Below are 25409 nucleotides of genomic sequence, written 5' to 3'. Positions count from 1 at the left end.
TCTTTTGATCTTTCAATCTGTGGATAACTCAGCTCTTCTTGATTTTCTCAGGCCGCTTCCAGCCATCGATATTCTTCTGCCGCGCACGACCCACGGCCAACTGCGCGTTATCCACATTCTGCGTAATGGTCGAACCCGCCGCCGTAGTTGCACCCGAAGAGATATCCACAGGCGCAACCAACGAGTTGTTGGAACCGATGAACACATCTTCACCCAGCACGGTTTTCCACTTATTGGCGCCATCGTAGTTGCAGGTGATGGTGCCCGCGCCGATGTTGGTACGCGCGCCGATCTCGGCATCACCCAGATAGGTCAGATGACCGGCCTTGGCGCCCTCGCCGAGATGAGCGTTCTTCAGCTCAACAAAGTTACCCACATGCGCTCGTGCTTCCAGCACAGTACCTGGACGCAAACGAGCGAACGGGCCGGCATCGCTGCCTTCGCCGAGAATCGCGCCTTCGATGTGGCTGTTGGCCTTGATCACCACACCTTTGCGCAGGGTGCTGTCCTTGATCACACAGTTCGGGCCGATCACCACGTCGTCCTCGATAACGACCTTGCCTTCGAGGATCACGTTGATGTCGATCAGCACGTCGCGGCCGACGGTGATTTCACCGCGCACATCGAAACGAGCCGGGTCACGCAGGGTCACGCCCTGGGCCATCAACCGACGACCGGCGCGCAGTTGATAGTGACGCTCAAGCTCGGAAAGCTGCTTGCGGTCGTTGGCGCCCTGCACTTCCATGGCGTCATGCGGTTGCTCGGTGGCCACCACCAGACCGTCGCTGACTGCCATCGCGATCACGTCGGTCAGGTAGTACTCACCTTGGGCGTTGTTGTTCGAAAGCCGGCTCATCCAGCCAGCCAATTGGGCGAACGGCAGTGCCAGAATGCCGGTGTTGCCTTCAGTGATCGCTCGTTCGGCTTCGTTGGCGTCTTTCTGCTCGACGATGGCTGTTACTTTGCCGTCGGCGTTGCGGACGATGCGGCCATAGCCGGTCGGGTCGTCCAGTTCTACAGTCAGCAAACCCAGCTGCTGCGGCGCTACTTGCTTGAGCAGACGCTGCAGGGTTTCGACTTCGATCAATGGCACGTCACCATAAAGAATCAGGACGGTGTCGGACTCAATGAAAGGCACCGCTTGAGCAACGGCGTGGCCAGTCCCAAGCTGCTTGTCCTGCAAGACGAAATTCAGATCATCAGCCGCCAGACGCTCGCGCACTGCATCGGCGCCATGGCCGATCACTACGTGGATGCGCTGTGGATCAAGTTGCCGGGCGCTGTGGATAACATGGCCGAGCATCGAGTTGCCGGCAATCGGATGCAGAACTTTCGGCAGTGCCGAACGCATGCGGGTGCCTTGACCAGCAGCGAGGATAACGATTTCTAAAGACATGACTGGCTACCAATCCTGGGAGGTCAGCGGCTGCGACCAGGTTTTGAATATCTAAAAAGAAAAAAGGGTAGCCGAGGCTACCCTTTTTAATCAATCGCACAACAAGCGGTGGCCTATTAGTGGCCGAACTTCTTGCGGATCTGCTGGACGGTGCGCAGCTGAGCTGCAGCCTCGGCCAGACGTGCGGCAGCAGAACCGTAATCGAATTCTGCACCACGGTCATGCAAGGCCTTCTCGGCAGCCTTAACGGCTTCCTGAGCGGAGGCTTCGTCCAGGTCGGCAGCACGTTGCACAGTGTCGGCAAGTACCTTGACCATGTTCGGCTGAACCTCGAGGAAACCGCCGGAGATGTAATACACCTCCTCTTCCCCGCCCTGCTTGATCAGGCGGATCGGGCCCGGCTTGAGATTAGTGATCAGCGGCGCGTGACCCAGGGCGATACCAAGATCACCCAGTGCACCGTGCGCAACCACCATCTCGACCAGGCCGGAGAAGATTTCCCCTTCCGCGCTGACGATATCGCAATGGACTGTCATAGCCATCTGATTGCCTCAACCTAAATTAGCGCCCGTTGCCGGGCGCCGGGATTACAGTTTCTTGGCTTTCTCGATCGCTTCTTCGATGCCGCCGACCATGTAGAACGCTTGTTCTGGCAGGTGGTCGTAGTCACCGTTGAGGATGCCTTTGAAGCCAGCAATGGTGTCTTTCAGGGAAACGTATTTACCCGAAGCACCGGTGAAGACTTCAGCCACGAAGAACGGCTGCGACAAGAAACGCTGGATCTTACGAGCACGGTTTACCAACTGCTTGTCGGATTCCGACAGCTCGTCCATACCCAGGATCGCAATGATGTCCTTCAGTTCTTTGTAACGTTGCAGAACATACTGTACGCCGCGAGCGGTGTCGTAGTGGTCCTGGCCGATTACGTTCGGGTCCAGCTGGCGCGAAGTCGAGTCGAGTGGATCGACCGCTGGGTAGATACCCAGGGAAGCGATGTCACGGGACAGAACGACGGTGGCGTCCAAGTGGGCGAAAGTGGTCGCTGGCGACGGGTCAGTCAAGTCATCCGCAGGTACGTATACCGCTTGGATCGAAGTGATCGAACCGTTTTTGGTCGAAGTGATACGCTCTTGCAGAGTACCCATCTCTTCGGCCAGGGTCGGCTGGTAACCTACTGCGGAAGGCATACGGCCCAGCAGTGCGGATACTTCAGTACCGGCCAGGGTGTAACGATAGATGTTGTCGACGAACAGCAGAACGTCGTTACCTTCGTCACGGAACTTCTCGGCCATGGTCAGGCCGGTCAGTGCTACGCGCAGACGGTTACCCGGCGGCTCGTTCATCTGACCGTAAACCAGTGCCACTTTGTCCAGAACGTTGGAATCCTTCATCTCGTGGTAGAAGTCGTTACCCTCACGAGTACGCTCACCCACACCGGCGAACACGGAATAACCGCTGTGCTCGATGGCGATGTTACGGATCAGTTCCATCATGTTTACGGTTTTGCCTACACCGGCACCACCGAACAGACCGACTTTACCACCCTTGGCGAACGGGCAAACCAGGTCGATAACCTTGATGCCGGTTTCCAGCAGGTCGTTGCCGCCAGCTTGTTCAGCGAAGGTTGGCGCAGGACGGTGAATGCCCCAGCGCTCTTCGGTGTCAATCGGGCCAGCTTCGTCGATCGGGTTGCCCAGTACGTCCATGATCCGGCCCAGGGTCGCTTTACCGACCGGTACGGAGATGGCTGCGCCAGAGTCCTTGACTTCCAGACCGCGCTTCAAGCCTTCGGTGGAACCCATCGCAATGGTACGAACCACGCCGTCGCCCAGCTGTTGCTGAACTTCGAGAGTAGTCCCGGCCGCGCTTTGTACCAACAGCGCGTTGTAGATGCTCGGTACGCTGTCGCGTGGAAATTCCACGTCGATAACGGCGCCGATGATTTGAACGATACGTCCGCTACTCATAGCTGGATCCTCTGAATATTTGAACCGTTAAACCGCGGCAGCGCCGCCGACGATTTCCGAGATCTCTTGGGTGATCGCAGCCTGACGCGCCTTGTTGTAGACCAGCTGCAAATCGCTGATCAAATCACCGGCGTTGTCGGTAGCGTTCTTCATCGCGATCATCCGCGCAGCTTGTTCAGCCGCGTTGTTCTCGACCACCGCCTGGTAGACCTGCGACTCAACGTAGCGGACCATCAAGCCGTCAAGCAGCTCTTTGGCATCCGGTTCGTAGAGATAGTCCCAGTGGTGCTTGAGCGATTGATCCGGGGTTGCCTCCAGTGGAATCAACTGCTCCACAGTAGGCTGTTGCGTCATGGTGTTGATGAACTTGTTGGACACCACGGACAGGCGATCAATACGGCCGTCCAGGTAGGCATCCAGCATCACCTTGACGCTGCCAATCAGATCATTGATCGACGGCTCTTCACCCAGGTGGCTGATAGCTGCAACGACGTTGCCGCCGAAGTTGCGGAAGAAAGCCGCACCCTTGCTACCAACAACACACAGATCGATCTCGACGCCGTTTTCGCGGTTTACCGCCATGTCCTTGACCAGGGCCTTGAACAGGTTGGTGTTCAAGCCACCACACAGACCACGGTCACTGCTCACTACGACATAACCGACGCGCTTGATTTCACGCTCGATCATGAAGGGGTGGCGATATTCCGGGTTGGCGTTGGCCAAATGACCAATAACCTGGCGGATGCGCTCCGCGTAAGGACGGCTAGCAGCCATGCGCATTTGTGCCTTGCGCATTTTACTGACCGCCACTTTTTCCATGGCGCTGGTAATCTTTTGCGTGCTTTTGATGCTCGCAATCTTACTGCGAATCTCTTTTGCGCCTGCCATGTAACACCTATCAGGTTAGCAAGCGGGAGCCTTGCGGCTCCCGCTGCGGCTTACCAGGTTTGGGTGGCCTTGAACTTCTCGATACCGGCTTTCATGCCAGCGTCGATTTCGTCATTGAAGTCACCCTTCACGTTGATCTTCGCCATCAATTCGGCGTGATCGCGGTTGAAGAAAGCAATCAGCGCTTGTTCGAAGCTGCCGATCTTGGCGATTTCAACGTCAGTCAGGAACCCACGCTCAGCGGCATACAGCGACAGCGCCATGTCAGCGATCGACATTGGTGCGTATTGCTTCTGCTTCATCAGCTCGGTAACGCGCTGACCATGCTCAAGTTGCTTACGGGTCGCTTCGTCCAGGTCAGAAGCGAACTGGGCGAATGCCGCCAGTTCACGGTACTGAGCCAGAGCGGTACGGATACCACCGGAGAGCTTCTTGATGATCTTGGTCTGAGCGGCACCACCCACACGGGATACCGAAACACCGGCGTTCACAGCAGGACGGATCCCGGAGTTGAACATGGCCGATTCCAGGAAGATCTGACCGTCGGTGATGGAAATCACGTTGGTCGGAACGAACGCGGAAACGTCGCCAGCCTGGGTTTCGATGATCGGCAGTGCGGTCAGGGAACCGGTTTTGCCGGTCACTGCGCCGTTGGTGAACTTCTCTACGTATTCTTCCGAAACGCGGGATGCGCGCTCCAGCAGACGGGAGTGGAGATAGAACACGTCGCCTGGGTAAGCTTCACGGCCTGGTGGACGGCGCAGCAGCAGGGAAATCTGGCGGTAAGCCACTGCTTGCTTGGACAGATCGTCATAAACGATCAGCGCGTCTTCACCGCGGTCGCGGAAGAATTCACCCATGGTGCAACCGGAGTACGGTGCCAGGAATTGCAGTGCTGCAGATTCCGAAGCGCTCGCGGCAACGACGATGGTGTTAGCCAGTGCGCCGTTTTCTTCCAGCTTGCGAACCACGTTAGCGATGGTCGATTGTTTCTGACCGATCGCTACGTAGACGCAGAAAATACCGCTGTTTTTCTGGTTGATGATCGCGTCGATCGCCAGAGCGGTTTTACCGATCTGACGGTCACCGATGATCAGCTCACGCTGGCCACGGCCGACAGGAATCATGGCATCGACAGCCTTGTAGCCAGTCTGTACAGGCTGGTCTACCGACTTACGCCAGATCACGCCTGGAGCAACTTTCTCGACCGCATCGGTCTCGGTGTTGTTCAGCGGACCTTTGCCGTCAACTGGGTTACCCAGTGCGTCGACTACGCGACCCAGCAGTTCCTTACCAACCGGAACTTCGAGGATGCGGCCAGTGCACTTGGCGCTCATGCCTTCAGCCAGAGACTGGTAAGAGCCCAATACAACGGCACCTACAGAGTCTTGCTCCAGGTTGAGAGCCATACCGAAGACGCCGCCCGGAAACTCGATCATCTCGCCGTACATTACGTCGGCCAGACCGTGAATCCGCACGATACCGTCAGATACGCTGACGACAGTGCCTTCGTTACGGGCTTGGGAGGTCACATCGAGCTTGTCGATGCGGCCCTTGATAATTTCACTTATTTCGGAAGGATTGAGTTGCTGCATTGCTCTGCTGCCCCTTCAAACTCAAGATTTCAATGCTTCGGCAAGGTTCGCGAGTTTGCCGCGAATCGAGCCATCGATTACCAGGTCGCCGGCGCGGATGATGACACCACCAATAAGGGTGGCATCCTCCGCAGCGTGCAGTCGCACTTCCCGGCCGAGCCGTGCACTGAGAACCTTGGCGAGTTTGTCTTGCTGTTCTTGGTTCAATGCAAAAGCACTGGTTACGTCCACGTCTACCGATTTCTCTTGTTCGGCCTTGTACAGGTCAAACAGAGCGGCGATCTCCGGCAAAAGCGGGAGACGGTCGTTTTCGGCAACGACGTGAATGAAATTCTGTGCCTTGGCATCGAACTTGTCGCCACACACGTCAATAAACGTGGTGGCCTTGTTTGCGCTCGTCAGTCGCGGGGCCTTGAGCACGCGCTGCATAGTGTCGTCTTGCGACACTGCTGCAGCCAGGCCGAGCATGGCTGACCAAGAGGCCAGTTGCTGGTGGGCCTGGGCGTGCTCGAAGGCTGCCTTAGCGTAAGGTCGGGCCAACGTGGTCAATTCTGCCATGATCGCCCTCGCTTAAATTTCAGCAGCCAGTTTGTTTACCAGCTCCGCGTGCGCGTTTTGATCGATTGTGGCACCCAGGATCTTCTCGGCGCCGCCAACGGCCAGAGCACCCAATTGGGCACGCAGCGCGTCTTTGACACTGTTCAGTTCCTGCTCGATCTCGGCCTGAGCCTGAACCTTCACACGGTCAGCGTCGATACGGGCTTTTTCAACAGCCTCATCGACGATCTGGTTACCGCGTTTCTTGGCTTGCTCAATGATTTCAGCTGCCTGAGCTTTTGCTTCGCGCAGTTGATGACCCGCTTTCTCTTGGGCCAACTCCAGGTCGCGAGCTGCTCGGCTGGCAGCATCCAGTCCATCCGCGATCTTCTTCTGACGTTCGTGCAAAGCCGCGATGACCGGAGGCCACACGAACTTCATGCAAAACAGTACAAAAATGAAGAACGCAACGGACTGGCCAATCAGGGTTGCATTAATGTTCACGCCAACACCTCGCTCGTTCGTTGCACATCACACCAATTACTCGAAGGTTCGAGTAATTAGCCAGCGAGTTGACCAACGAATGGGTTCGCGAAGGTGAAGAACAGAGCGATACCAACACCGATCATGGTTACGGCGTCGAGCAGACCGGCAACGATGAACATTTTGACTTGCAGCATTGGAACCATCTCTGGCTGACGCGCTGCGCCTTCCAGGAACTTGCCGCCCAACAGGCCGAAACCAATTGCGGTACCCAGTGCGCCCAGGCCGATCAACAGTGCAACAGCGATAGCGGTTAGACCAACTACAGTTTCCATCTTTCCTCCCGACTTTTACGTCGTATGGTTTAGGTTTTTTAGATTTTAAAGCGGTAAAACAAATCGTTTCATAGCCCTGTTCGGGCACCCACTCGTTTGACCGAGTGGGACATCAGACTAGTCGAGACTGGTCTTAATGGTTCTCTTCGTGCGCCATCGACAAGTAAACGATGGTCAGCATCATGAAGATAAACGCCTGCAGGGTGATGATCAGGATGTGGAACACAGCCCACGCCCACTGCAGAACAATGCCCAGGCCGCTAAGCCAGAGCAGACCGCTGCCGAACATCACAGCAATCAGAATGAAGACCAGTTCGCCGGCGTACATGTTGCCGAACAGACGCAGTGCCAGGGAGATTGGCTTGGCAACCAGTGTCACGAACTCCAGCAGGAAGTTCACCGGGATCAGCAGGGCTTGAACGAAGATGTTCTTGCTGCCGAAAGGGTGCAGGGTCAGTTCGCCGATGAAGCCGCCGATACCCTTGACCTTGATGCTGTAGAAAATGATCAACGCGAACACCGACAGGGACATACCCAGGGTCGCGTTCGGGTCAGTGGTTGGAACAGCACGGAAGACCAGATGCGGGTCGCCGGTAATGAAGGCAGCCACTTTCGGAATCCAGTCGACCGGAACCAGGTCGACGGCGTTCATCAGGAACACCCAGACAAAAATCGTCAGCGCCAATGGTGCGATCAATGGATTACGGCCGTGAAAGGTATCTTTCACGCTGCTGTCGACGAACTCGATCAGAACCTCGACGAAGTTCTGCAAGCCGCCAGGCTGACCGGAAGTCGCCTTCTTTGCCGCCATGCGGAAAAGAAGAACGAAAATCAGACCCAACGCGACCGACCAGCCGAGAGTATCGACGTGGAAAGCCCAGAAGCCCATTTCTTTGGCTTCTGCTGCGGTGTGGGCAAAACCCCACCCGCCAGTTGGGTGCTGACCGAAGGTCAGGTTCTGCAAGTGGTGCTGGATATAGCCCGAAGCGGTTGTCTCTGCCATGGTTGCCTCAAACGCCCTAAGGTCTCGAAAGTCTTGTTCTCATCAGCAGGGGCGCGAACCAGCTGACCAGTTGGGTCAACACGAAGACGCCGAATACAGCTAGCGGCGCCAATGGCTTCACACCTGCAAACGTCAATGCAAAGAGCACTGCCGTCAAAATTAGTTTGCCCGCCTCGCCGGCATAAAAAGACCGGACGATGGCTTGAGCTGCTCGGGCGCCGGAAAACCGAAATGCCCTGTGAGCGAAATAAACATTGGGTAGCAAGGCTATCAGGCCTCCGCAGAGTCCTGAGTACCCGGCTACGACTCCATGCCAGTACCAGAGCGCCAAAGCGGCCAGTACCAAAACGACAAATTGAGCCAGTAAGACCGGAAAAACTGCCAGGCGATGGAACGGCAAGCGGTTTGGCGTGCGGCTTTCCATCGTTTTGCTCCCCAATGATCGGCTGCCAGAATTCAATAACTTGGCATAATTTGTGCCGACAAAATGCGCGCAGAGTATAGGGGCGGTTCTGCCCCTATTCAACTGTCAGGTAGTGATTTCCGACTGCACGCTACATGAGGAAATGTTTCAGCGAATGTGTGCAAGTACACCTTGAAGCTCATCGAGGGAGTTGTAACCGATCACCAACTGCCCCTTCCCCTTTTTCCCGTGGCGAATCTGCACCGCAGAGCCTAGGCGCTCAGCCAGACGCTGTTCGAGTCGAGCGATATCCGGGTCCGGCTTTACCGGTTCAGCAGGTTCCTGTTTACCACTCAACCACTGGCGAACCAGTGCTTCAGTCTGGCGTACAGTCAGCCCCCGTGCGACAACGTGTCGCGCCCCTTCAACCTGTTGATTTTCCGGTAAACCGAGCAAAGCACGGGCATGGCCCATTTCCAGGTCGCCGTGGGACAGCATGGTTTTGATGACTTCCGGCAACGCGATCAAGCGTAGCAGGTTGGCCACGGTCACGCGGGATTTGCCCACGGCTTCGGCCACTTGTTGCTGCGTCAGCTGGAATTCCTGCTGCAAACGCTGCAACGCAACCGCTTCTTCGATCGGGTTGAGGTCTTCGCGCTGGATGTTCTCGATCAGCGCCATGGCGATCGCGGTTTCATCCGGCACATCGCGAACCATCGCCGGGATGGTTTCCTGGCCAGCCTGCTGGCTGGCGCGCCAGCGGCGTTCACCGGCGATGATTTCGAAGCGACCGCTGCCAATCGGACGAACCACGATCGGCTGCATCACGCCCTGAGCCTTGATCGACTGCGCCAGCTCTTCCAGCGCCTGAGGGTCCATGTCCCGACGCGGCTGGTACTTGCCGCGCTGGATCAGGTCCAGGGGCAGGTGCTGCAACTCACGCTGATCAGCCTGCACCGCTTGTTCTTCCAGCGAGCTGACAGTCGGACCACTCAGCAGTGCATCCAGTCCACGTCCGAGACCTCGTTTCTTGACGGCCATGGGGATTCCTTAAGTTGCCTGAGCAGCGGCAGTGCGTGAGTTTTTGCGTTGACGACGAACCATCTCGCCCGCCAATGCCAGATAGGCAATGGCGCCCCGCGATGATTTGTCATACGCCAGCGCCGGCATGCCATAGCTTGGCGCTTCGGCCAGGCGGATGTTGCGCGGAATCACCGTGTCGTAGAGCTGCTCGCCGAAGTGTTCCTTGAGCTGCGCCGAAACATCGTTCATCAGGCTCAGGCGCGGGTCATACATGGTCCGCAACAGGCCTTCGACTTTCAGGTTCGGGTTCAGCAACTCAGCGATGCGCTTGATGTTATCCACAAGGTCGCTCAATCCTTCGAGCGCGAAGTACTCGCACTGCATGGGGATAATTACCCCGTCAGCGGCGACCAAAGCGTTCAGCGTGAGCATCGACAACGACGGCGGACAGTCGATCAAAATGTAATCGTAGTTTTCACGGATCGGCGCCAACGCACTGCGCAGGCGGCTTTCCTTCATCTGCATTTCCAGCAGAACCACTTCGGCCGCGGTCAGGTCGCGGTTGGCCGGCAGCAGTTGGTAACCACCGTGCTCGGAATAGTGCATGGCCTGGGCCAGATCGCATTCGCCGATCAGCAGGTCGTAGACCGAGTTTTCCAGGCCGTGTTTATCCACACCGCTACCCATGGTGGCGTTGCCCTGTGGATCGAGATCGATCAACAGCACCCGGCGCTTGGTAGCGACCAGGGAAGCTGCGAGGTTGATGCAGGTGGTGGTCTTGCCCACACCACCCTTTTGGTTCGCTATCGCGAATACCTTAGCCATTCTTGCTTGTGTTCCCAATCATGCCGTGCGGCGCAGTATCAGCAGATGGCGTTGGCCTTGGCAACCGGGTACGGCCAGGGCGTGTTCGCTATCGAGGTGGAAGTCTGCCGGCAATGCTACCAGCTCATCGGCGGGATGAACGCCCTTCATTGCCAGCCAACGTGTTTCGGTGTCGCCGAGGTGGCGAGTCCAGTTGCTGAAGTTCTCCATGCTGCTGAACGCCCGGGAGATGATCCCGTTGAATGGCTGATCAGGCTGAAAAGCTTCGACGCGACTGTGGATAACTTGCAGGTTATCCAGTTTGAGTTCGAGTTTGACCTGGGTCAGGAAGCGGGTTTTCTTGCCGTTGCTGTCCAGGCAGGTCACTTGGGACTCTGGAAACAGGATGGCCAATGGAATACCCGGCATGCCCCCACCGCTGCCAACGTCCAGCCAGCGACCGTTTTCGACGAACGACATCACGCTCAAACTATCGAGCAAGTGACGGGAAACCATTTCATCCGGATCGCGTACGGCAGTCAGGTTGTAAGCCTTGTTCCATTTTATCAACAGGGCCAGATAACCCAGCAGCTGGGCATGCTGGGTTTCTGTCAGCGTGACACCGAGCTGGCGAGCACCTGTGGATAACTCTTCTGCGTGTTGCGAGGTGACCAACGAACTCAAGCGCTTTGCTCCAACTGACGGCCCGCGCCGCGTTTTTTCAAATGAATCATCAACAGCGAAATCGCTGCCGGCGTCACACCCGGGATACGCGACGCCTGGCCCAAGGTCTCTGGACGGGTCGCACCGAGCTTGCTCTGGATCTCTTTGGAGAGACCGGAAATGTTCGTGTAATCGATATCCACAGGCAGTTTTGTGTCTTCGCTGGCCCGCAGTCGTGCGATTTCATCCTGCTGGCGATCGATGTAACCGGCGTATTTGGTCTTGATTTCGACCTGCTCGGCGACTTGTGGATCTTCTGCGCCGCCACCAGTCACTGCGATCAGACCAGCGTAGTCGATTTCCGGACGGCTCAGCAGGTTGAGCAAGTTGTATTCGTGGGTCAGCGGCGTGCCGAATTTTTCGGAAATCGCATCGCCTTGCTCGGTGCCCGGGCGAACCCAGGTACTTTTCAGGCGTTGCTCTTCCAGCGTGATGCTTTCGCGTTTGGTGCAGAACGCAGCCCAACGCGCGTCATCCACCAGACCCAGTTCGCGACCTTTTTCGGTCAAGCGCAGGTCGGCGTTGTCTTCGCGCAGGATCAGGCGGTATTCGGCGCGGGACGTGAACATCCGATACGGTTCCTGGGTACCCAGGGTAATCAGGTCGTCGACCAACACTCCGATGTACGCCTCGTCGCGACGCGGGCACCAGGCATCTTTGCCCTGTGCACGCAGTGCGGCGTTGGCCCCGGCCAGCAAACCCTGGGCGCCGGCTTCTTCGTAACCGGTGGTGCCATTGATTTGCCCGGCGAAGAACAGACCGGCGATAACTTTGGTTTCCAGGTTGTACTTCAGGTCACGCGGGTCGAAGTAGTCGTATTCGATGGCGTAACCCGGACGAACGATGTGCGCGTTTTCCATGCCGCGAATCGATTGCACGATCTGCAGTTGCACGTCGAACGGCAGGGATGTGGATATCCCGTTCGGGTACAGCTCGTTGGTCGTCAGGCCTTCCGGTTCGATGAAGACCTGATGGCTTTCCTTGTCGGCAAAGCGATGGATCTTGTCTTCGATCGACGGGCAGTAACGCGGGCCGATACCTTCGATCACACCTGCATCGGAATACATCGGCGAACGATCGAGGTTCGCGGCAATGATTTCGTGGGTACGGGCGTTCGTGTGGGTAATCCAGCAGCTGACCTGTTTCGGATGTTGCTCTTTGGAACCCATGAACGACATCACCGGGATCGGTGTATCGCCTGCTTGCTCGGTCATCACCGAGAAATCCACAGAACGGCCGTCGATACGCGGTGGCGTACCGGTTTTCAGGCGACCGACACGCAGTGGCAATTCACGCAGACGGTGAGCCAGGGCGATCGACGGCGGATCACCGGCACGGCCACCGGAAAAGTTCTGCATTCCGATGTGGATAAGTCCACCGAGGAAGGTGCCAGTGGTCAACACCACGGAATCCGCTAAGAAACGCAGGCCCATTTGGGTGACAACACCACGCACTTGTTCCTGCTCGACGATCAAGTCATCGGCAGCCTGTTGAAATATCCACAGGTTCGGCTGGTTTTCCAATATTTCGCGGACAGCTGCCTTGTACAGAACCCGGTCTGCCTGAGCGCGGGTTGCACGCACGGCTGGGCCTTTGCGGCTGTTCAATACACGAAATTGGATACCACCCTTATCGGTAGCAATGGCCATCGCGCCGCCGAGGGCATCGATTTCCTTGACCAAATGGCTTTTGCCGATCCCACCGATAGCGGGGTTGCAACTCATGGCACCGAGGGTTTCCACGTTATGCGTCAGCAACAGGGTTTTTGCACCCATACGTGCTGAGGCCAGTGCTGCCTCGGTACCGGCATGACCGCCGCCGATGACGATCACTTCAAAACGGGAAGGGAAATCCACCACGCACCTCGTGCCTGCTTCAGTTAGGTAATCCGGAATAGGTTGATCTCAGGTTTTTGGACCTGGTCGGCAAGTATAGGGACTTCGCCCTTCCTAAAGAACCCTTTGCACAAAATTTAACCAGCTGTGGAGAAGTCGTGGTTATAGAAATTAAAAAGAGAGAAATTTATTAAATCTTTGTTTTTATGTTTATTTCTACTGAGGCACATTTCTGTGGATAGATCTCTACAGGCCTTTATATACAATATGTACAGAGATTCAAAACCCTGTGGTCATGTGCCAAGGAGGCCCTTGGATAACCGGTTTAAGCCTGTGGATGAAAGGGGTGCTTATCCACAGGGGCGGTTATCTTCAGTTTTGAGGCCCTGTTATCAACTGCCCTTAGTGGCAGTTATTCACAGGGCTTAATCCACAGAAAACTGCTGAATAAGCAAATCCAGGGCACGGGAATTCCGCTCAAGCAGAAAGAATCTGCTCAGCACTGGAAGAGAATTCAGGAAAAGAAGGGAACAGACAGGCACGAATGGCCTGTCTGTGGACAACGGGAGGACTATTTACCGATACAGAAGCTGGAAAAGATTCGTCCCAGCAAGTCATCGGAGCTGAATGCACCGGTGATTTCACCCAAAGCGTGTTGGGCTTGTCGCAAATCCTCGGCCAACAGTTCGCCGGCACCCGCCAGGGTCAGCTGTGAACGGCCGTGCTCAAGGGAAGCACTGGCGTGACGCAACGCTTCAAGGTGACGCCTGCGAGCACTGAAGCTGCTTTCCGAGGTCTGTTCGTAGCCCATGCAGGCCTTGAGATGGTCACGCAGCAATTCCAGCCCTTCACCTGCAGACTTGGCGCTCAGGCTGATGGTGACGTGGCCATCCTCGCTGACTTCCAGGGCAATGGCTTCGCCCGTGAGGTCAGCCTTGTTTCGGATCAGCGTGACTTTCGCCGGATCGGGACGGATTTCCAGAAATTCAGGCCATAACGCGAACGGATCAAGTGCTTCAGGAGCGGTAGCATCGACCACCAACAGCACCCGATCAGCCTCACCGATGGCTTTCAGCGCCCGTTCGACACCAATTTTTTCCACCTGGTCGTCGGTATCTCGCAGACCAGCGGTGTCGACCACGTGCAGCGGCATACCATCGATGTGGATATGTTCACGAAGAATGTCCCGGGTGGTGCCGGCAATCTCGGTGACGATCGCGGCTTCACGACCGGCCAGTGCATTCAACAGGCTGGATTTACCGGCATTCGGCCGGCCGGCGATCACCACGGTCATCCCGTCACGCAACAAGGCACCCTGCCCGGCTTCGCGCAGTACGGTGGATAACTCGTCACGCACTTTGTCGAGCATGCTCAGTACGTGACCATCGGCGAGGAAGTCGATTTCTTCTTCAGGGAAGTCGATCGCCGCTTCGACATAGATGCGCAGGCCAATCAGTTGCTCGGTGAGGTTATGCACACGCTCGGAAAATGCGCCCTGCAAGGAACGCAGGGCATTTCGTGCAGCCTGTGCAGAACTCGCCTCGATCAAGTCGGCAATCGCCTCGGCCTGAGCCAGGTCGAGTTTGTCATTGAGGAACGCGCGCTCGCTGAATTCACCCGGCCGGGCCAACCGACAGCCCAATTCCAGGCAACGCTTGAGCAGCATATCCAGAACTATCGGACCGCCGTGGCCCTGGAGCTCCAGCACATCTTCGCCAGTGAACGAGTTCGGGCCCGGAAAATACAGGGCAATGCCTTGATCCAGCACCTCATCGTTTTCACTGAGGAACGGGCCGTAGTGGGCAAACCTTGGCTTGAGTTCACGACCGCTGAAGGCCTTGGCGGCAACACTCGCCAGCGGTCCGGAAATACGGACGATGCCCACACCGCCGCGACCTTGAGCGGTGGCGACGGCGGCGATGGTTTCACGAGGAACGCTCATAAACCGTTATCCAGACAAAAGTGACAGATAGCAAAACGCCCCACTAGGGGGCGTTTTGAGTGGTTATTCACAGTGTAAATCAGGCAGCTGCTTTGGTAGCTGCTTCGATCTTACGAGTGATGTACCACTGTTGGGCGATCGACAGGCAGTTGTTCACTACCCAGTACAGCACCAGACCAGCCGGGAACCACAGGAAGAAGAAGGTGAAGATGATTGGCATCAGCTTCATCACCTTGGCCTGCATCGGATCCGGAGGAGTCGGGTTCAGCTGCTGCTGGATGAACATGGTTGCACCCATGATGATCGGCAGAATGAAGAACGGATCCTTGATCGACAGGTCAGTAATCCACAGCATGAACGGCGCTTGGCGCATTTCAACGCTTTCCAGCAGAACCCAGTACAACGAAAGGAAAACCGGCATCTGCACGAGGATTGGCAAGCAACCACCCAGCGGATTGATCTTCTCTTTCTTGTACAGCTCCATCATGGATTGCGACATTTTCTGCCGGTCGTCGCCATGTTGCTCTTTCAGCGCGGCCAGTTTCGGTGCCACTGCACGCATGCGCGCCATGGATTTGTAGCTGGCAGCCGACAGCGGGAAGAAGATCCCTTTGATCAGCATGGTCAGGAAGATGATCGACCAGCCCCAGTTACCGACCAGCGCGTGGATGTGTTGCAGCAGCCAGAAGATTGGCTGGGCAATGAACCACAGAATGCCGTAGTCGACGGTCAGTTCCAGACCTGGGGACAACTCTTTCAGCACAGCCTGGCTTTTCGGACCGGCGTATAGAACAGCGCTGGTCTCGGCTTTTGCACCTGGCGCGACAGTCATTGCCGGTGCGGTGTAGCCGATGATGTAGTTGCCTTTGCTGTCTTTACGGGTCTGGACGAGGTTATTTTCGCCTTTCGCCGGAATCCACGCGGTCACGAAGTAGTGCTGCAACCATGCAACCCAACCACCGTTAACGGTTTCTTTCAGCTGAGCCTTGTCCATGTCCTTCATGGACACTTTCTTGTACGGCTCGTTACTTGTCCACAGGGCGGCGCCCAGGTAAGTCGCGGTGCCGGTGGCGGTGCTGGAAGAAGGATCGGAGCTGGCGTCACGCTTCAATTGCGCGAACATTGCACCGGACCAGGGTTTGGCACTCTGGTTATCGATCAGGTAGGAAACGGTTACGTCATACAGGCCACGTTTCAGGGTGAAACGCTTGATGTAGTTGACGCCGTCCTTGCTGAACTTCAGGTCTGCGACCAATTGGTCTTGACCGTCAGCCAGTTGGTAAACCTTCTTCTCCGAGGAGTAAACCGGACGACCGGCAGGACTTCCGTCCGGACCGTCGGTGCCGATCAAACCGCTTTGAGCCAGATAAGTCCGCTCGTTGCCGTTATCGAACAACTGGAATGGAATTTCCGGATGGTCCTGGCGACGTGGATACAGCGGCAGCGTCAACTGCGCAACATCACCACCTTGTGGATCGATTGCCAGGTTGAGCACATCCGTTTTGATCTGGATGAGGTCTTTGCTTGCAGCTACTGGTGTTTCAGCAGGTGCAGTTGCACTGGTATCGCTTGCGGCGCGTGGAATGTCGTCACTGACAGAAGCATTATTGCCAGTCGCCGTATCCGGTAGGCCCGGTGCGGTAGTACTGGAAGCAACATTCTGAGTCGGCAGGGCAGCCTGGCCATAGTCCTGGTTCCATTTAAGAACCATAACGTAGGACACGATTGCCAGGGCGACGATCAGGATCGTGCGTTTGATATCCATGATTACTCGGCCATCGAAGAAGAACGGGAGGTAGGGATAGATGGAACCGGGTCATAACCACCGGGATTCCACGGATGACAGCGACCTAAACGACGAAAGGCCAGCCAGCCACCGCGCAGAAGGCCATGATTTTCTATGGCTTCATACGCGTAGCAGGAACAACTGGGGTAGAAACGACAGTGACTGGCCATCAGAGGACTAATGGCATAGCGATAAAACTGGATCGGAACGAGTGCCAGTTTACGCATCGGGACTGTCTACCCCTACAGTTTCGGTTTTGACTGCTGGTACCGGCGTGCTACGTGCCAGACGCTTCCAGAGTTTGCCGAAATGCTGAATCAATTCGGGGTTTTCTACGTCACCCAAACCTTTGCGCGCGACGATAACGATGTCCCAGCCGGCCAGTGAGTCCTGGTTCAGACGGAACGATTCGCGCATCAGACGTTTGAGGCGATTGCGCTCGACGGAGAGCTTTACGCTCTTTTTCCCGATAACCAGCCCGAGACGGGGGTGATCGAGATCGTTGTTGCGCGCAAGGAGCAGGAGGTTTTTCCCCGGAACCTTGCCGGTAGGGGAGTCAAAGACTGCCTTGAAATGCCGGGGAGTAAGCAGACGCTTTTCCCGACTGAAGTCCTGACTCACCTCCAGTGCCGGCTTATCAAACTGCCAGACGCGCACGACCTTTGGCGCGACGACGCGACAGAACGGCACGACCGTTTTTGGTAGCCATGCGAGCACGGAAACCGTGGGTACGAGCGCGTTTGATAGTGCTTGGTTGGAAAGTACGTTTCATTGTCGTGTTACCTGGTTCGTCCACAACGGGCCGGAATGGCCCCCGTTTTAAGAGACCGGGGATTCTAGAGAAAGCAAGCCTCTAGGTCAATTTCCAACCAGCGTTTCCTTATAAATAGATCTCCAGACGTTTTTCCTGCCGAGCTCCCTGGCTAGATATAGAAATTAAGAAGGAAAGTATTTAAAGCTTTTCTGTAAAGCTTATAAAAGCTGGGGGCACGATCATCTGTGGATAACTGCCATCAGCCCTTTAAAGTCGTGATGTACAGAGAATGACAACTACGGTGGAAAACGGTGGTAACCCTGTGCTGCGCTGTCGGATAAGCTGTGTGTGAAAGAGGTACTTATCCACAGCGTGGTTATCCACCGAGTTTCCCCCCCACTTGTACAACGACCTTAGACCCGGTTATCCACAGAGCTTATGCACAGACCGCTGGTCGTCTTTTTTTCGTATAAATCACTGATTCTTCATGGGAGGTGCACAACCTTCGTGTGGATAAGTCGGGGCTTGGTCGGCTACAATGGCGGCTTGTTTTTGCCTCACCGGCTTTCAACTTAGGGGATATCCGTGTCAGTGGAACTTTGGCAGCAGTGCGTGGAGCTTTTGCGCGATGAGCTGCCTGCCCAACAATTCAACACTTGGATCCGTCCACTACAGGTCGAAGCCGAAGGCGACGAGTTGCGTGTCTACGCACCGAATCGTTTTGTTCTCGACTGGGTCAACGAAAAGTACTTGGGCCGCGTCCTTGAACTGCTGGATGAGCATGGCAATGGCATGGCGCCGGCGCTGTCCTTATTAATAGGCAGCAAACGCAGTTCGGCACCGCGTGCCGCCCCGAATGCTCCGTTGGCCGCTGCTGCTTCACAGGCTCAGGCACCTGTCAGCTCTACGGCGCCAGCCCCGGTAGCCGCTCCGACCAAGCGTGCAACGCAAAAAGTTGCCGAAGTTAATGAAGAGCCATCGCGCGACAGCTTCGATCCAATGGCCGGTGCCAGTTCGCAACAAGCTCCGATTCGCGCCGAACAGCGTACGGTGCAGGTCGAAGGCGCGCTCAAGCACACCAGCTACCTGAACCGCACCTTCACCTTCGAAAACTTCGTCGAGGGCAAGTCCAACCAACTGGCCCGGGCTGCGGCCTGGCAAGTGGCGGACAATCCCAAGCACGGTTACAACCCGCTCTTCCTTTATGGTGGCGTCGGCTTGGGTAAAACCCACTTGATGCACGCGGTGGGTAACCACCTATTAAAGAAGAATCCGAATGCCAAGGTTGTGTACCTGCATTCCGAGCGGTTCGTGGCCGATATGGTCAAGGCCCTGCAGCTGAACGCCATCAATGAGTTCAAGCGCTTCTACCGTTCGGTGGATGCGTTGTTGATCGATGACATTCAATTCTTCGCCCGCAAAGAACGTTCCCAGGAAGAGTTTTTCCACACCTTCAACGCCCTGCTTGAAGGTGGCCAGCAGGTCATTCTCACCAGTGACCGCTACCCGAAAGAAATCGAAGGCCTTGAAGAGCGCCTCAAATCCCGCTTCGGCTGGGGCCTGACGGTAGCCGTCGAGCCGCCGGAGCTGGAAACCCGCGTGGCGATCCTGATGAAAAAGGCCGATCAGGCCAAAGTCGATCTGCCCCATGACGCGGCGTTCTTCATTGCCCAGCGTATTCGCTCCAACGTCCGTGAGTTGGAAGGCGCGCTGAAACGCGTGATTGCCCACTCGCACTTCATGGGCCGCGACATCACCATCGAGCTGATTCGCGAATCCCTGAAAGACTTGTTGGCGCTGCAAGACAAACTGGTCTCTGTGGATAACATTCAGCGCACGGTCGCCGAGTACTACAAGATCAAGATCTCCGACCTGCTGTCCAAGCGTCGTTCACGCTCGGTCGCACGTCCGCGTCAGGTTGCAATGGCATTGTCCAAAGAGTTGACTAACCACAGCCTGCCGGAAATCGGCGATGTGTTTGGCGGCCGGGACCACACGACTGTTTTGCACGCCTGCCGCAAGATCAACGAACTTAAGGAATCCGACGCGGACATCCGCGAGGACTACAAGAACCTGCTGCGTACACTGACCACTTGATGAACACCAGCGCAGCTTATTAAGGCAAGGGACTAGACCATGCATTTCACCATTCAACGCGAAGCCCTGTTGAAACCCCTGCAACTGGTCGCAGGCGTCGTCGAGCGCCGACAGACCTTGCCGGTGCTCTCCAACGTGCTGCTGGTTGTCGAAGGCCAGCAATTGTCGCTGACCGGTACCGACCTGGAAGTCGAGCTGGTCGGTCGTGTACAACTCGAAGAGCCTGCCGATCCAGGTTCCATCACTGTGCCTGCGCGCAAGCTGATGGATATCTGCAAAAGCTTGCCGAACGATGCGCTGATCGACATCAAGGTCGACGAGCAGAAGCTCGTGGTGAAGGCCGGCCGTAGCCGTTTCACCCTGTCGACCCTGCCGGCCAATGACTTCCCGACTGTGGAAGAAGGTCCCGGCTCGCTGACGTGCAGCCTTGAGCAAAGCAAACTGCGCCGTTTGATCGAACGCACCAGCTTCGCCATGGCCCAGCAGGACGTGCGTTACTACCTCAACGGCATGCTGCTGGAAGTTTCCGAAGGCATCATCCGCGCCGTGGCCACCGACGGTCACCGTCTGGCCATGTGCTCGATGAAGGCCGATATTGGTCAGCCGGATCGTCACCAGGTGATCGTGCCGCGCAAGGGTATCCTTGAGCTGGCGCGTCTGCTGACCGAACCGGACGGCATCGTCAGTATCGTTCTGGGTCAACATCACATCCGCGCCACCACTGGCGAATTCACCTTTACCTCGAAACTGGTCGACGGCAAATTCCCTGACTACGAGCGCGTTCTGCCTAAGGGCGGCGACAAACTGGTTCTCGGCGATCGTCAGGCTCTGCGTGAAGCGTTCAGCCGTACCGCGATTCTGTCCAACGAGAAGTACCGCGGCATTCGTCTGCAACTGGCCAACGGTCAGCTGAAGATCCAGGCGAACAACCCCGAACAGGAAGAAGCGGAAGAAGAAGTGGGCGTCGAGTACAACGGCGGCAATCTGGAAATCGGCTTCAACGTGAGCTACCTGCTGGACGTGTTGGGCGTCATGACGACTGAGCAGGTTCGTCTGATTCTGTCCGACTCCAACAGCAGTGCGCTGGTGCAAGAGTCCGACAACGACGACTCGGCCTACGTTGTCATGCCGATGCGTCTGTAATCATGCTCAGCAGAAGCTAGATGTCCTTAAGTCGCGTCTCGGTCACCGCGGTGCGCAATCTGCACCCGGTGACCTTCTCCCCCTCCCCCCGAATCAACATTCTTTACGGCGCCAACGGCAGCGGCAAAACCAGTGTTCTGGAAGCCATTCATCTGCTGGGGCTTGCCCGTTCGTTTCGTAGCACCCGCCTGTTACCGGTCATCCAGTACGAGCAGCTCGCCTGTACGGTGTTTGGTCAGGTGGAGATGGCCGAGGGTGGGCACAGCGCCTTGGGGATCTCCCGAGACCGTCAAGGGGAGTTCCAGATTCGCATTGACGGGCAGAATGCCCGCAGTGCGGCGCAACTGGCGGAAATCCTGCCGCTGCAGTTGATCAACCCTGATAGCTTCCGGTTGCTGGAAGGCGCACCGAAGATTCGCCGGCAGTTTCTCGACTGGGGCGTGTTCCACGTGGAACCACGATTCATGTCCACCTGGCAGCGCTTGCAGAAGGCCCTGCGCCAGAGAAACTCTTGGCTGCGGCATGGTACACTTGACGCCGTTTCGCAAGCGGTTTGGGACAGGGAACTGTGCCAGGCCAGCGCTGAAATTGATGAATACCGCCGCGCTTATATCAAAGCCTTGAAACCAGTCTTTGAACAGACCTTGAGCGAACTGGTTGAGCTCGAGGGTTTAACGCTCAGCTATTACCGAGGTTGGGACAAAGACCGCGAGCTGAGTGCAGTACTCGCCGGGTCCCTTCAGCGGGATCAGCAAATGGGTCACACCCAAGCCGGACCGCAGCGTGCTGATTTGCGTCTTAGATTGGGCGCACATAACGCCGCGGACATCTTGTCTCGCGGTCAGCAGAAGCTGGTGGTCTGTGCATTGCGGATTGCTCAAGGGCACTTGGTCAGCCAGGCCCGACGCGGCCAGTGTATTTATCTGGTGGATGACCTGCCGTCCGAACTGGACGAGCACCACCGCCGCGCGCTTTGCCGCTTGCTGGAAGACTTACGCTGCCAGGTGTTTATCACCTGTGTAGATCACGAATTATTGAGGGAAGGCTGGCAGACGGAAACGCCAGTCGCTCTGTTCCACGTGGAACAGGGCCGTATCACCCAGACCCACGACCATCGGGAGTGAAGGCATTGAGCGAAGAAAATACGAATACCTACGACTCAACGAGCATTAAAGTGCTGAAAGGCCTGGATGCCGTACGCAAACGTCCCGGTATGTACATTGGTGACACCGACGATGGTAGCGGTCTGCACCACATGGTCTTCGAGGTAGTCGACAACTCCATCGATGAAGCGCTCGCTGGCCACTGCGACGACATCAGCATCATCATCCACCCGGACGAATCCATCACCGTTCGCGACAACGGTCGTGGCATCCCGGTAGACGTGCACAAAGAAGAAGGCGTCTCGGCTGCCGAGGTCATCATGACCGTGCTGCACGCCGGCGGTAAGTTCGATGACAACTCCTACAAAGTATCCGGCGGTCTGCACGGTGTAGGTGTGTCGGTTGTGAACGCCCTGTCCGAAGAGCTGGTCTTGACCGTTCGCCGCAGCGGCAAAATCTGGGAACAGACTTACATCCACGGTGTTCCAAAAGAACCGATGAAAATCGTCGGTGAGAGTGAAAGCACCGGCACTCAGATCCACTTCAAACCGTCCGACCTGACGTTCAAGAACATCCACTTCAGCTGGGACATCCTAGCCAAGCGGATTCGTGAACTGTCCTTCCTCAACTCCGGTGTCGGCATCGTCCTCAAGGATGAGCGCAGCGGCAAGGAAGAGCTGTTCAAGTACGAAGGTGGCCTGCGTGCGTTCGTTGAATACCTGAACACCAACAAGACCCCGGTCAACCAGGTGTTCCACTTCAACATCCAGCGCGAAGACGGCATCGGCGTGGAAATCGCCTTGCAGTGGAACGACAGCTTCAACGAGAACCTGTTGTGCTTCACCAACAACATTCCACAGCGCGATGGCGGTACTCACCTGGTGGGTTTCCGTTCCGCACTGACGCGTAACCTGAACACCTACATCGAAGCAGAAGGTCTGGCGAAGAAGCACAAAGTCGCGACCACCGGTGACGATGCCCGTGAAGGCCTGACCGCGATCATCTCGGTAAAAGTGCCGGATCCGAAGTTCAGCTCCCAGACCAAAGACAAGCTGGTTTCTTCCGAAGTGAAGACCGCGGTCGAACAGGAAATGGGCAAGTACTTCTCCGACTTCCTGCTGGAAAACCCGAACGAAGCCAAACTGGTCGTCGGCAAGATGATCGATGCGGCTCGCGCTCGTGAAGCGGCGCGTAAAGCCCGTGAGATGACACGTCGTAAAGGCGCGCTGGATATCGCCGGCCTGCCGGGCAAACTGGCTGACTGCCAGGAAAAAGACCCTGCCCTTTCCGAACTGTACCTCGTGGAAGGTGACTCTGCTGGCGGCTCCGCCAAGCAGGGACGCAACCGTCGGACCCAAGCCATCCTGCCTCTCAAGGGCAAGATCCTGAACGTCGAGAAGGCGCGCTTCGACAAGATGATCTCTTCGCAAGAAGTGGGCACCTTGATCACCGCGCTGGGCTGCGGCATTGGCCGCGATGAGTACAACATCGCGAAGCTGCGTTACCACAACATCATCATCATGACCGATGCTGACGTCGACGGTTCGCACATCCGTACCCTGCTGCTGACCTTTTTCTTCCGTCAGTTGCCGGAGCTGATCGAGCGCGGTTACATCTACATCGCCCAGCCACCGCTGTACAAGGTCAAGAAGGGCAAGCAAGAGCAATACATCAAAGACGACGACGCCATGGAAGAGTACATGACGCAGTCGGCCCTGGAAGATGCGAGCCTGCACCTGAACGAGGAAGCCCCGGGTATTTCCGGCCCCGCCCTCGAGCGTCTGGTGAATGATTTCCGTCTGGTAATGAAGACACTCAAGCGTCTGTCGCGCCTATACCCACAGGAGCTGACCGAGCACTTCATCTACCTGCCTGCCGTTAGCCTGGAGCAATTGTCCGATCACGCTGCGATGCAGGATTGGATGGCCCAGTACGAAGTTCGCCTGCGCACCGTCGAGAAGTCCGGCCTGGTCTACAAAGCCAGCCTGCGTGAAGACCGTGAACGTAATGTCTGGCTGCCAGAGGTCGAGTTGATCTCCCACGGCTTGTCGAACTACGTCACCTTCAACCGCGACTTCTTCGGCAGCAACGATTACAAGACTGTTGTTTCTCTGGGCGCTCAACTGAGCACCTTGCTGGACGATGGCGCGTATATCCAGCGTGGCGAGCGCAAGAAGCCGGTCACCGAGTTCAAGGAAGCCCTTGAATGGCTGATGGCCGAAAGCACCAAGCGTCACACCATCCAGCGATACAAAGGTCTGGGTGAGATGAACCCGGATCAGCTGTGGGAAACCACCATGGACCCAAGCCAGCGCCGGATGCTCAAAGTGACCATCGAAGACGCCATTGGCGCGGACCAGATCTTCAACACCCTGATGGGTGATGCGGTCGAGCCTCGTCGTGACTTCATCGAAAGCAACGCCCTGGCGGTTTCCAACCTGGACTTCTGATTCAGCGAACCTGCCAAACGAAAAAGGCCAACGCTCAAGCGTTGGCCTTTTTTATTGTCCGTAAATGGCTCTGGTAACAATCCACTCTTGATGATGTGCAACGATTGAAACACGGCCATTGCGGGCATAAAAAAACCGGCTATATCAGCCGGTTTTTTTACGTCCGAAAAAAACTTATGCACCTTTTTCGGTTTTTTATGGGTTTATAAAATATGTATATAAATCATAAACCTACGAACTAAATCCGACGCATTTCAACAAAACGGTACACAGGTTATCCACAAAATCTCAGACAGCCACTTGGTCAGTAGCAGTCGGGGCTTGCGGGGCGGGTGGCAGCGAACCCATTTCACGTTGCATCTGCTCGTTCCAGGTTTGGACCCGATCATTCAACTCGGCAACCGCACGCGGCCCGCTACCCTCGGCATACATGGGTGCGCCGATGATCACGGTGATGACGCCCTGCTTCTTCGCCCAACCGGTTTTCGGCCAGAACTTGCCAGCATTGTGCGCAATTGGCAGCACTGGAAGTGCGGCGTTGACGGCTAAAGCGGTACCACCCCGAGAGAACTTTCCGATGGTGCCGTAAGGAACGCGCGTTCCCTCTGGGAATATCAGGACCCAGACACCATCCTTCAGTAGTTCATCGCCTTTCTTCGCCACATGCTTGAGCGCCGCTTTCGGGTTGTCGCGGTCGATGGCGATCGGTCGCAGCATGGCCATGGCCCAGCCGAAAAACGGAACGAAGAGCAGTTCGCGCTTAAGTACCTGGCTCAATGGCTCAAAGTAGGCGGATAGGAAGAACGTCTCCCACGTGCTCTGGTGGTTCGACTGAATAACGCAGGGCTGGTCAGGCACGTTCTCAGCGCCCTTCACTTCGTAGCTGATGCCCAGAAAGACTTTGCTCAGCCACAAGGCGCAGCGGCACCAGTACACATTGATGAAGCGATACCGCGCCTTGAACGGCAGAAAAGGCGCGATAAAAAAGCTCAGGCTGCACCAAAGCAAAGAGCTGGTGCCCAGCAACAGATAGAAGAGGAGCGTTCTGATGGCCTGCAGTATCGACATGGTGACGTTTACCGTGCGGGCTCTGCCCGTCTATATAAAGCGCAATCCCGATCAATCCTTGGTCAGGAATCTCG

At 56.4% G+C, this 25409-nt stretch carries 24 protein-coding genes; 4 read left to right on the top strand and 20 right to left on the bottom strand.

All coding sequences use genetic code 11. The features are described from left to right. Nucleotides 1-28: 28 nt before the first annotated feature. From glmU to rpmH, 19 genes are all read right to left on the bottom strand, one after another. Nucleotides 29-1396 carry a bifunctional UDP-N-acetylglucosamine diphosphorylase/glucosamine-1-phosphate N-acetyltransferase GlmU gene (gene glmU, locus ASC74_RS00665; RefSeq protein WP_056738515.1) on the bottom strand — a complete coding sequence of 456 codons (1368 nt, stop codon included), beginning with the start codon at nt 1394-1396 and terminating at the stop codon, nt 29-31. Nucleotides 1397-1512: 116 nt separating this feature from the next. Beyond that, a complete protein-coding gene (locus tag ASC74_RS00660; RefSeq protein ID WP_008155716.1) occupies nt 1513-1938 on the bottom strand; it encodes a F0F1 ATP synthase subunit epsilon in 426 nt (141 codons plus the stop codon). 45 nt (nt 1939-1983) lie between these two features. Next, nucleotides 1984-3363, bottom strand: a complete 1380-nt coding sequence (atpD, locus tag ASC74_RS00655; protein WP_056738513.1) for a F0F1 ATP synthase subunit beta — start codon at nt 3361-3363, stop codon at nt 1984-1986. A 27-nt stretch (nt 3364-3390) separates the two neighbouring features. Further along, a complete protein-coding gene (gene atpG, locus ASC74_RS00650) occupies nt 3391-4251 on the bottom strand; it encodes a F0F1 ATP synthase subunit gamma (RefSeq protein ID WP_033059680.1) in 861 nt (286 codons plus the stop codon). 50 nt (nt 4252-4301) lie between these two features. Further along, nucleotides 4302-5846: a F0F1 ATP synthase subunit alpha gene (gene atpA, locus ASC74_RS00645; protein ID WP_033059681.1), complete on the bottom strand. Its 1545-nt coding sequence runs from the start codon at nt 5844-5846 to the stop codon at nt 4302-4304. Between the two features lie 21 nt (nt 5847-5867). Continuing rightward, the gene (locus tag ASC74_RS00640; RefSeq protein ID WP_033059683.1) at nt 5868-6404 is read right to left on the bottom strand and encodes a F0F1 ATP synthase subunit delta; all 537 of its coding nucleotides are present in this window, start codon (nt 6402-6404) and stop codon (nt 5868-5870) included. A gap of 12 nt (nt 6405-6416) precedes the next feature. After that, nucleotides 6417-6887, bottom strand: coding sequence for a F0F1 ATP synthase subunit B (locus tag ASC74_RS00635; protein ID WP_046044927.1), 471 nt, complete (start codon nt 6885-6887; stop codon nt 6417-6419). A gap of 56 nt (nt 6888-6943) precedes the next feature. Continuing rightward, entirely contained in the window at nt 6944-7201 is a 258-nt protein-coding gene (atpE, locus tag ASC74_RS00630; RefSeq protein ID WP_002555987.1) for a F0F1 ATP synthase subunit C, read from the bottom strand. Between the two features lie 133 nt (nt 7202-7334). Continuing rightward, entirely contained in the window at nt 7335-8204 is an 870-nt protein-coding gene (gene atpB / locus ASC74_RS00625; RefSeq protein WP_046044926.1) for a F0F1 ATP synthase subunit A, read from the bottom strand. 16 nt (nt 8205-8220) lie between these two features. Then, nucleotides 8221-8628 (bottom strand): F0F1 ATP synthase subunit I, encoded by a 408-nt coding sequence (locus ASC74_RS00620; RefSeq protein ID WP_007948092.1) that lies wholly within the window; start codon nt 8626-8628, stop codon nt 8221-8223. 147 nt (nt 8629-8775) lie between these two features. Further along, nucleotides 8776-9648 carry a ParB/RepB/Spo0J family partition protein gene (locus tag ASC74_RS00615; protein ID WP_008027541.1) on the bottom strand — a complete coding sequence of 291 codons (873 nt, stop codon included), beginning with the start codon at nt 9646-9648 and terminating at the stop codon, nt 8776-8778. Between the two features lie 9 nt (nt 9649-9657). Further along, the gene (locus ASC74_RS00610) at nt 9658-10455 is read right to left on the bottom strand and encodes a ParA family protein (RefSeq protein WP_008155709.1); all 798 of its coding nucleotides are present in this window, start codon (nt 10453-10455) and stop codon (nt 9658-9660) included. An 18-nt stretch (nt 10456-10473) separates the two neighbouring features. Next, a complete protein-coding gene (rsmG, locus tag ASC74_RS00605) occupies nt 10474-11118 on the bottom strand; it encodes a 16S rRNA (guanine(527)-N(7))-methyltransferase RsmG (RefSeq protein WP_033059687.1) in 645 nt (214 codons plus the stop codon). Continuing rightward, the gene (gene mnmG / locus ASC74_RS00600) at nt 11115-13013 is read right to left on the bottom strand and encodes a tRNA uridine-5-carboxymethylaminomethyl(34) synthesis enzyme MnmG (RefSeq protein WP_056738511.1); all 1899 of its coding nucleotides are present in this window, start codon (nt 13011-13013) and stop codon (nt 11115-11117) included. Before mnmG ends, rsmG begins: the two co-directional genes overlap by 4 nt. A 550-nt stretch (nt 13014-13563) precedes the next feature. Continuing rightward, nucleotides 13564-14934: a tRNA uridine-5-carboxymethylaminomethyl(34) synthesis GTPase MnmE gene (gene mnmE, locus ASC74_RS00595; RefSeq protein WP_056738509.1), complete on the bottom strand. Its 1371-nt coding sequence runs from the start codon at nt 14932-14934 to the stop codon at nt 13564-13566. 79 nt (nt 14935-15013) lie between these two features. Next, a complete protein-coding gene (gene yidC, locus ASC74_RS00590; protein WP_056738508.1) occupies nt 15014-16699 on the bottom strand; it encodes a membrane protein insertase YidC in 1686 nt (561 codons plus the stop codon). Between the two features lie 2 nt (nt 16700-16701). After that, nucleotides 16702-16947 (bottom strand): membrane protein insertion efficiency factor YidD, encoded by a 246-nt coding sequence (gene yidD, locus ASC74_RS30635; protein ID WP_074872215.1) that lies wholly within the window; start codon nt 16945-16947, stop codon nt 16702-16704. Beyond that, nucleotides 16940-17341, bottom strand: coding sequence for a ribonuclease P protein component (rnpA, locus tag ASC74_RS00585; RefSeq protein WP_031319201.1), 402 nt, complete (start codon nt 17339-17341; stop codon nt 16940-16942). The genes yidD and rnpA overlap by 8 nt, the downstream gene beginning before the upstream one ends. A gap of 16 nt (nt 17342-17357) precedes the next feature. After that, the gene (rpmH, locus tag ASC74_RS30630; RefSeq protein ID WP_003213577.1) at nt 17358-17492 is read right to left on the bottom strand and encodes a 50S ribosomal protein L34; all 135 of its coding nucleotides are present in this window, start codon (nt 17490-17492) and stop codon (nt 17358-17360) included. Nucleotides 17493-18059: 567 nt separating this feature from the next. On the opposite strand from rpmH, the gene dnaA reads away from it, so the two are divergent. From dnaA to gyrB, 4 genes are read left to right on the top strand one after another with little or no spacing between them, the layout of a single operon-like run. After that, nucleotides 18060-19571: a chromosomal replication initiator protein DnaA gene (gene dnaA, locus ASC74_RS00580; RefSeq protein WP_056738506.1), complete on the top strand. Its 1512-nt coding sequence runs from the start codon at nt 18060-18062 to the stop codon at nt 19569-19571. Between the two features lie 39 nt (nt 19572-19610). Further along, the gene (gene dnaN / locus ASC74_RS00575) at nt 19611-20714 is read left to right on the top strand and encodes a DNA polymerase III subunit beta (protein ID WP_008155702.1); all 1104 of its coding nucleotides are present in this window, start codon (nt 19611-19613) and stop codon (nt 20712-20714) included. Nucleotides 20715-20734: 20 nt separating this feature from the next. Continuing rightward, the gene (gene recF / locus ASC74_RS00570; protein ID WP_056738504.1) at nt 20735-21838 is read left to right on the top strand and encodes a DNA replication/repair protein RecF; all 1104 of its coding nucleotides are present in this window, start codon (nt 20735-20737) and stop codon (nt 21836-21838) included. A gap of 5 nt (nt 21839-21843) precedes the next feature. After that, nucleotides 21844-24267, top strand: coding sequence for a DNA topoisomerase (ATP-hydrolyzing) subunit B (gyrB, locus tag ASC74_RS00565; RefSeq protein WP_046045408.1), 2424 nt, complete (start codon nt 21844-21846; stop codon nt 24265-24267). Between the two features lie 288 nt (nt 24268-24555). On the opposite strand, the gene ASC74_RS00560 is transcribed toward gyrB, so the two are convergent. Further along, entirely contained in the window at nt 24556-25335 is a 780-nt protein-coding gene (locus ASC74_RS00560; protein ID WP_056738502.1) for a lysophospholipid acyltransferase family protein, read from the bottom strand. Nucleotides 25336-25409 lie beyond the last annotated feature (74 nt).

Source organism: Pseudomonas sp. Root329 (assembly GCF_001424925.1).
Lineage (GTDB): Bacteria > Pseudomonadota > Gammaproteobacteria > Pseudomonadales > Pseudomonadaceae > Aquipseudomonas > Aquipseudomonas arabinosi.
This window is presented reverse-complemented; position numbering and strand designations above follow the sequence as displayed.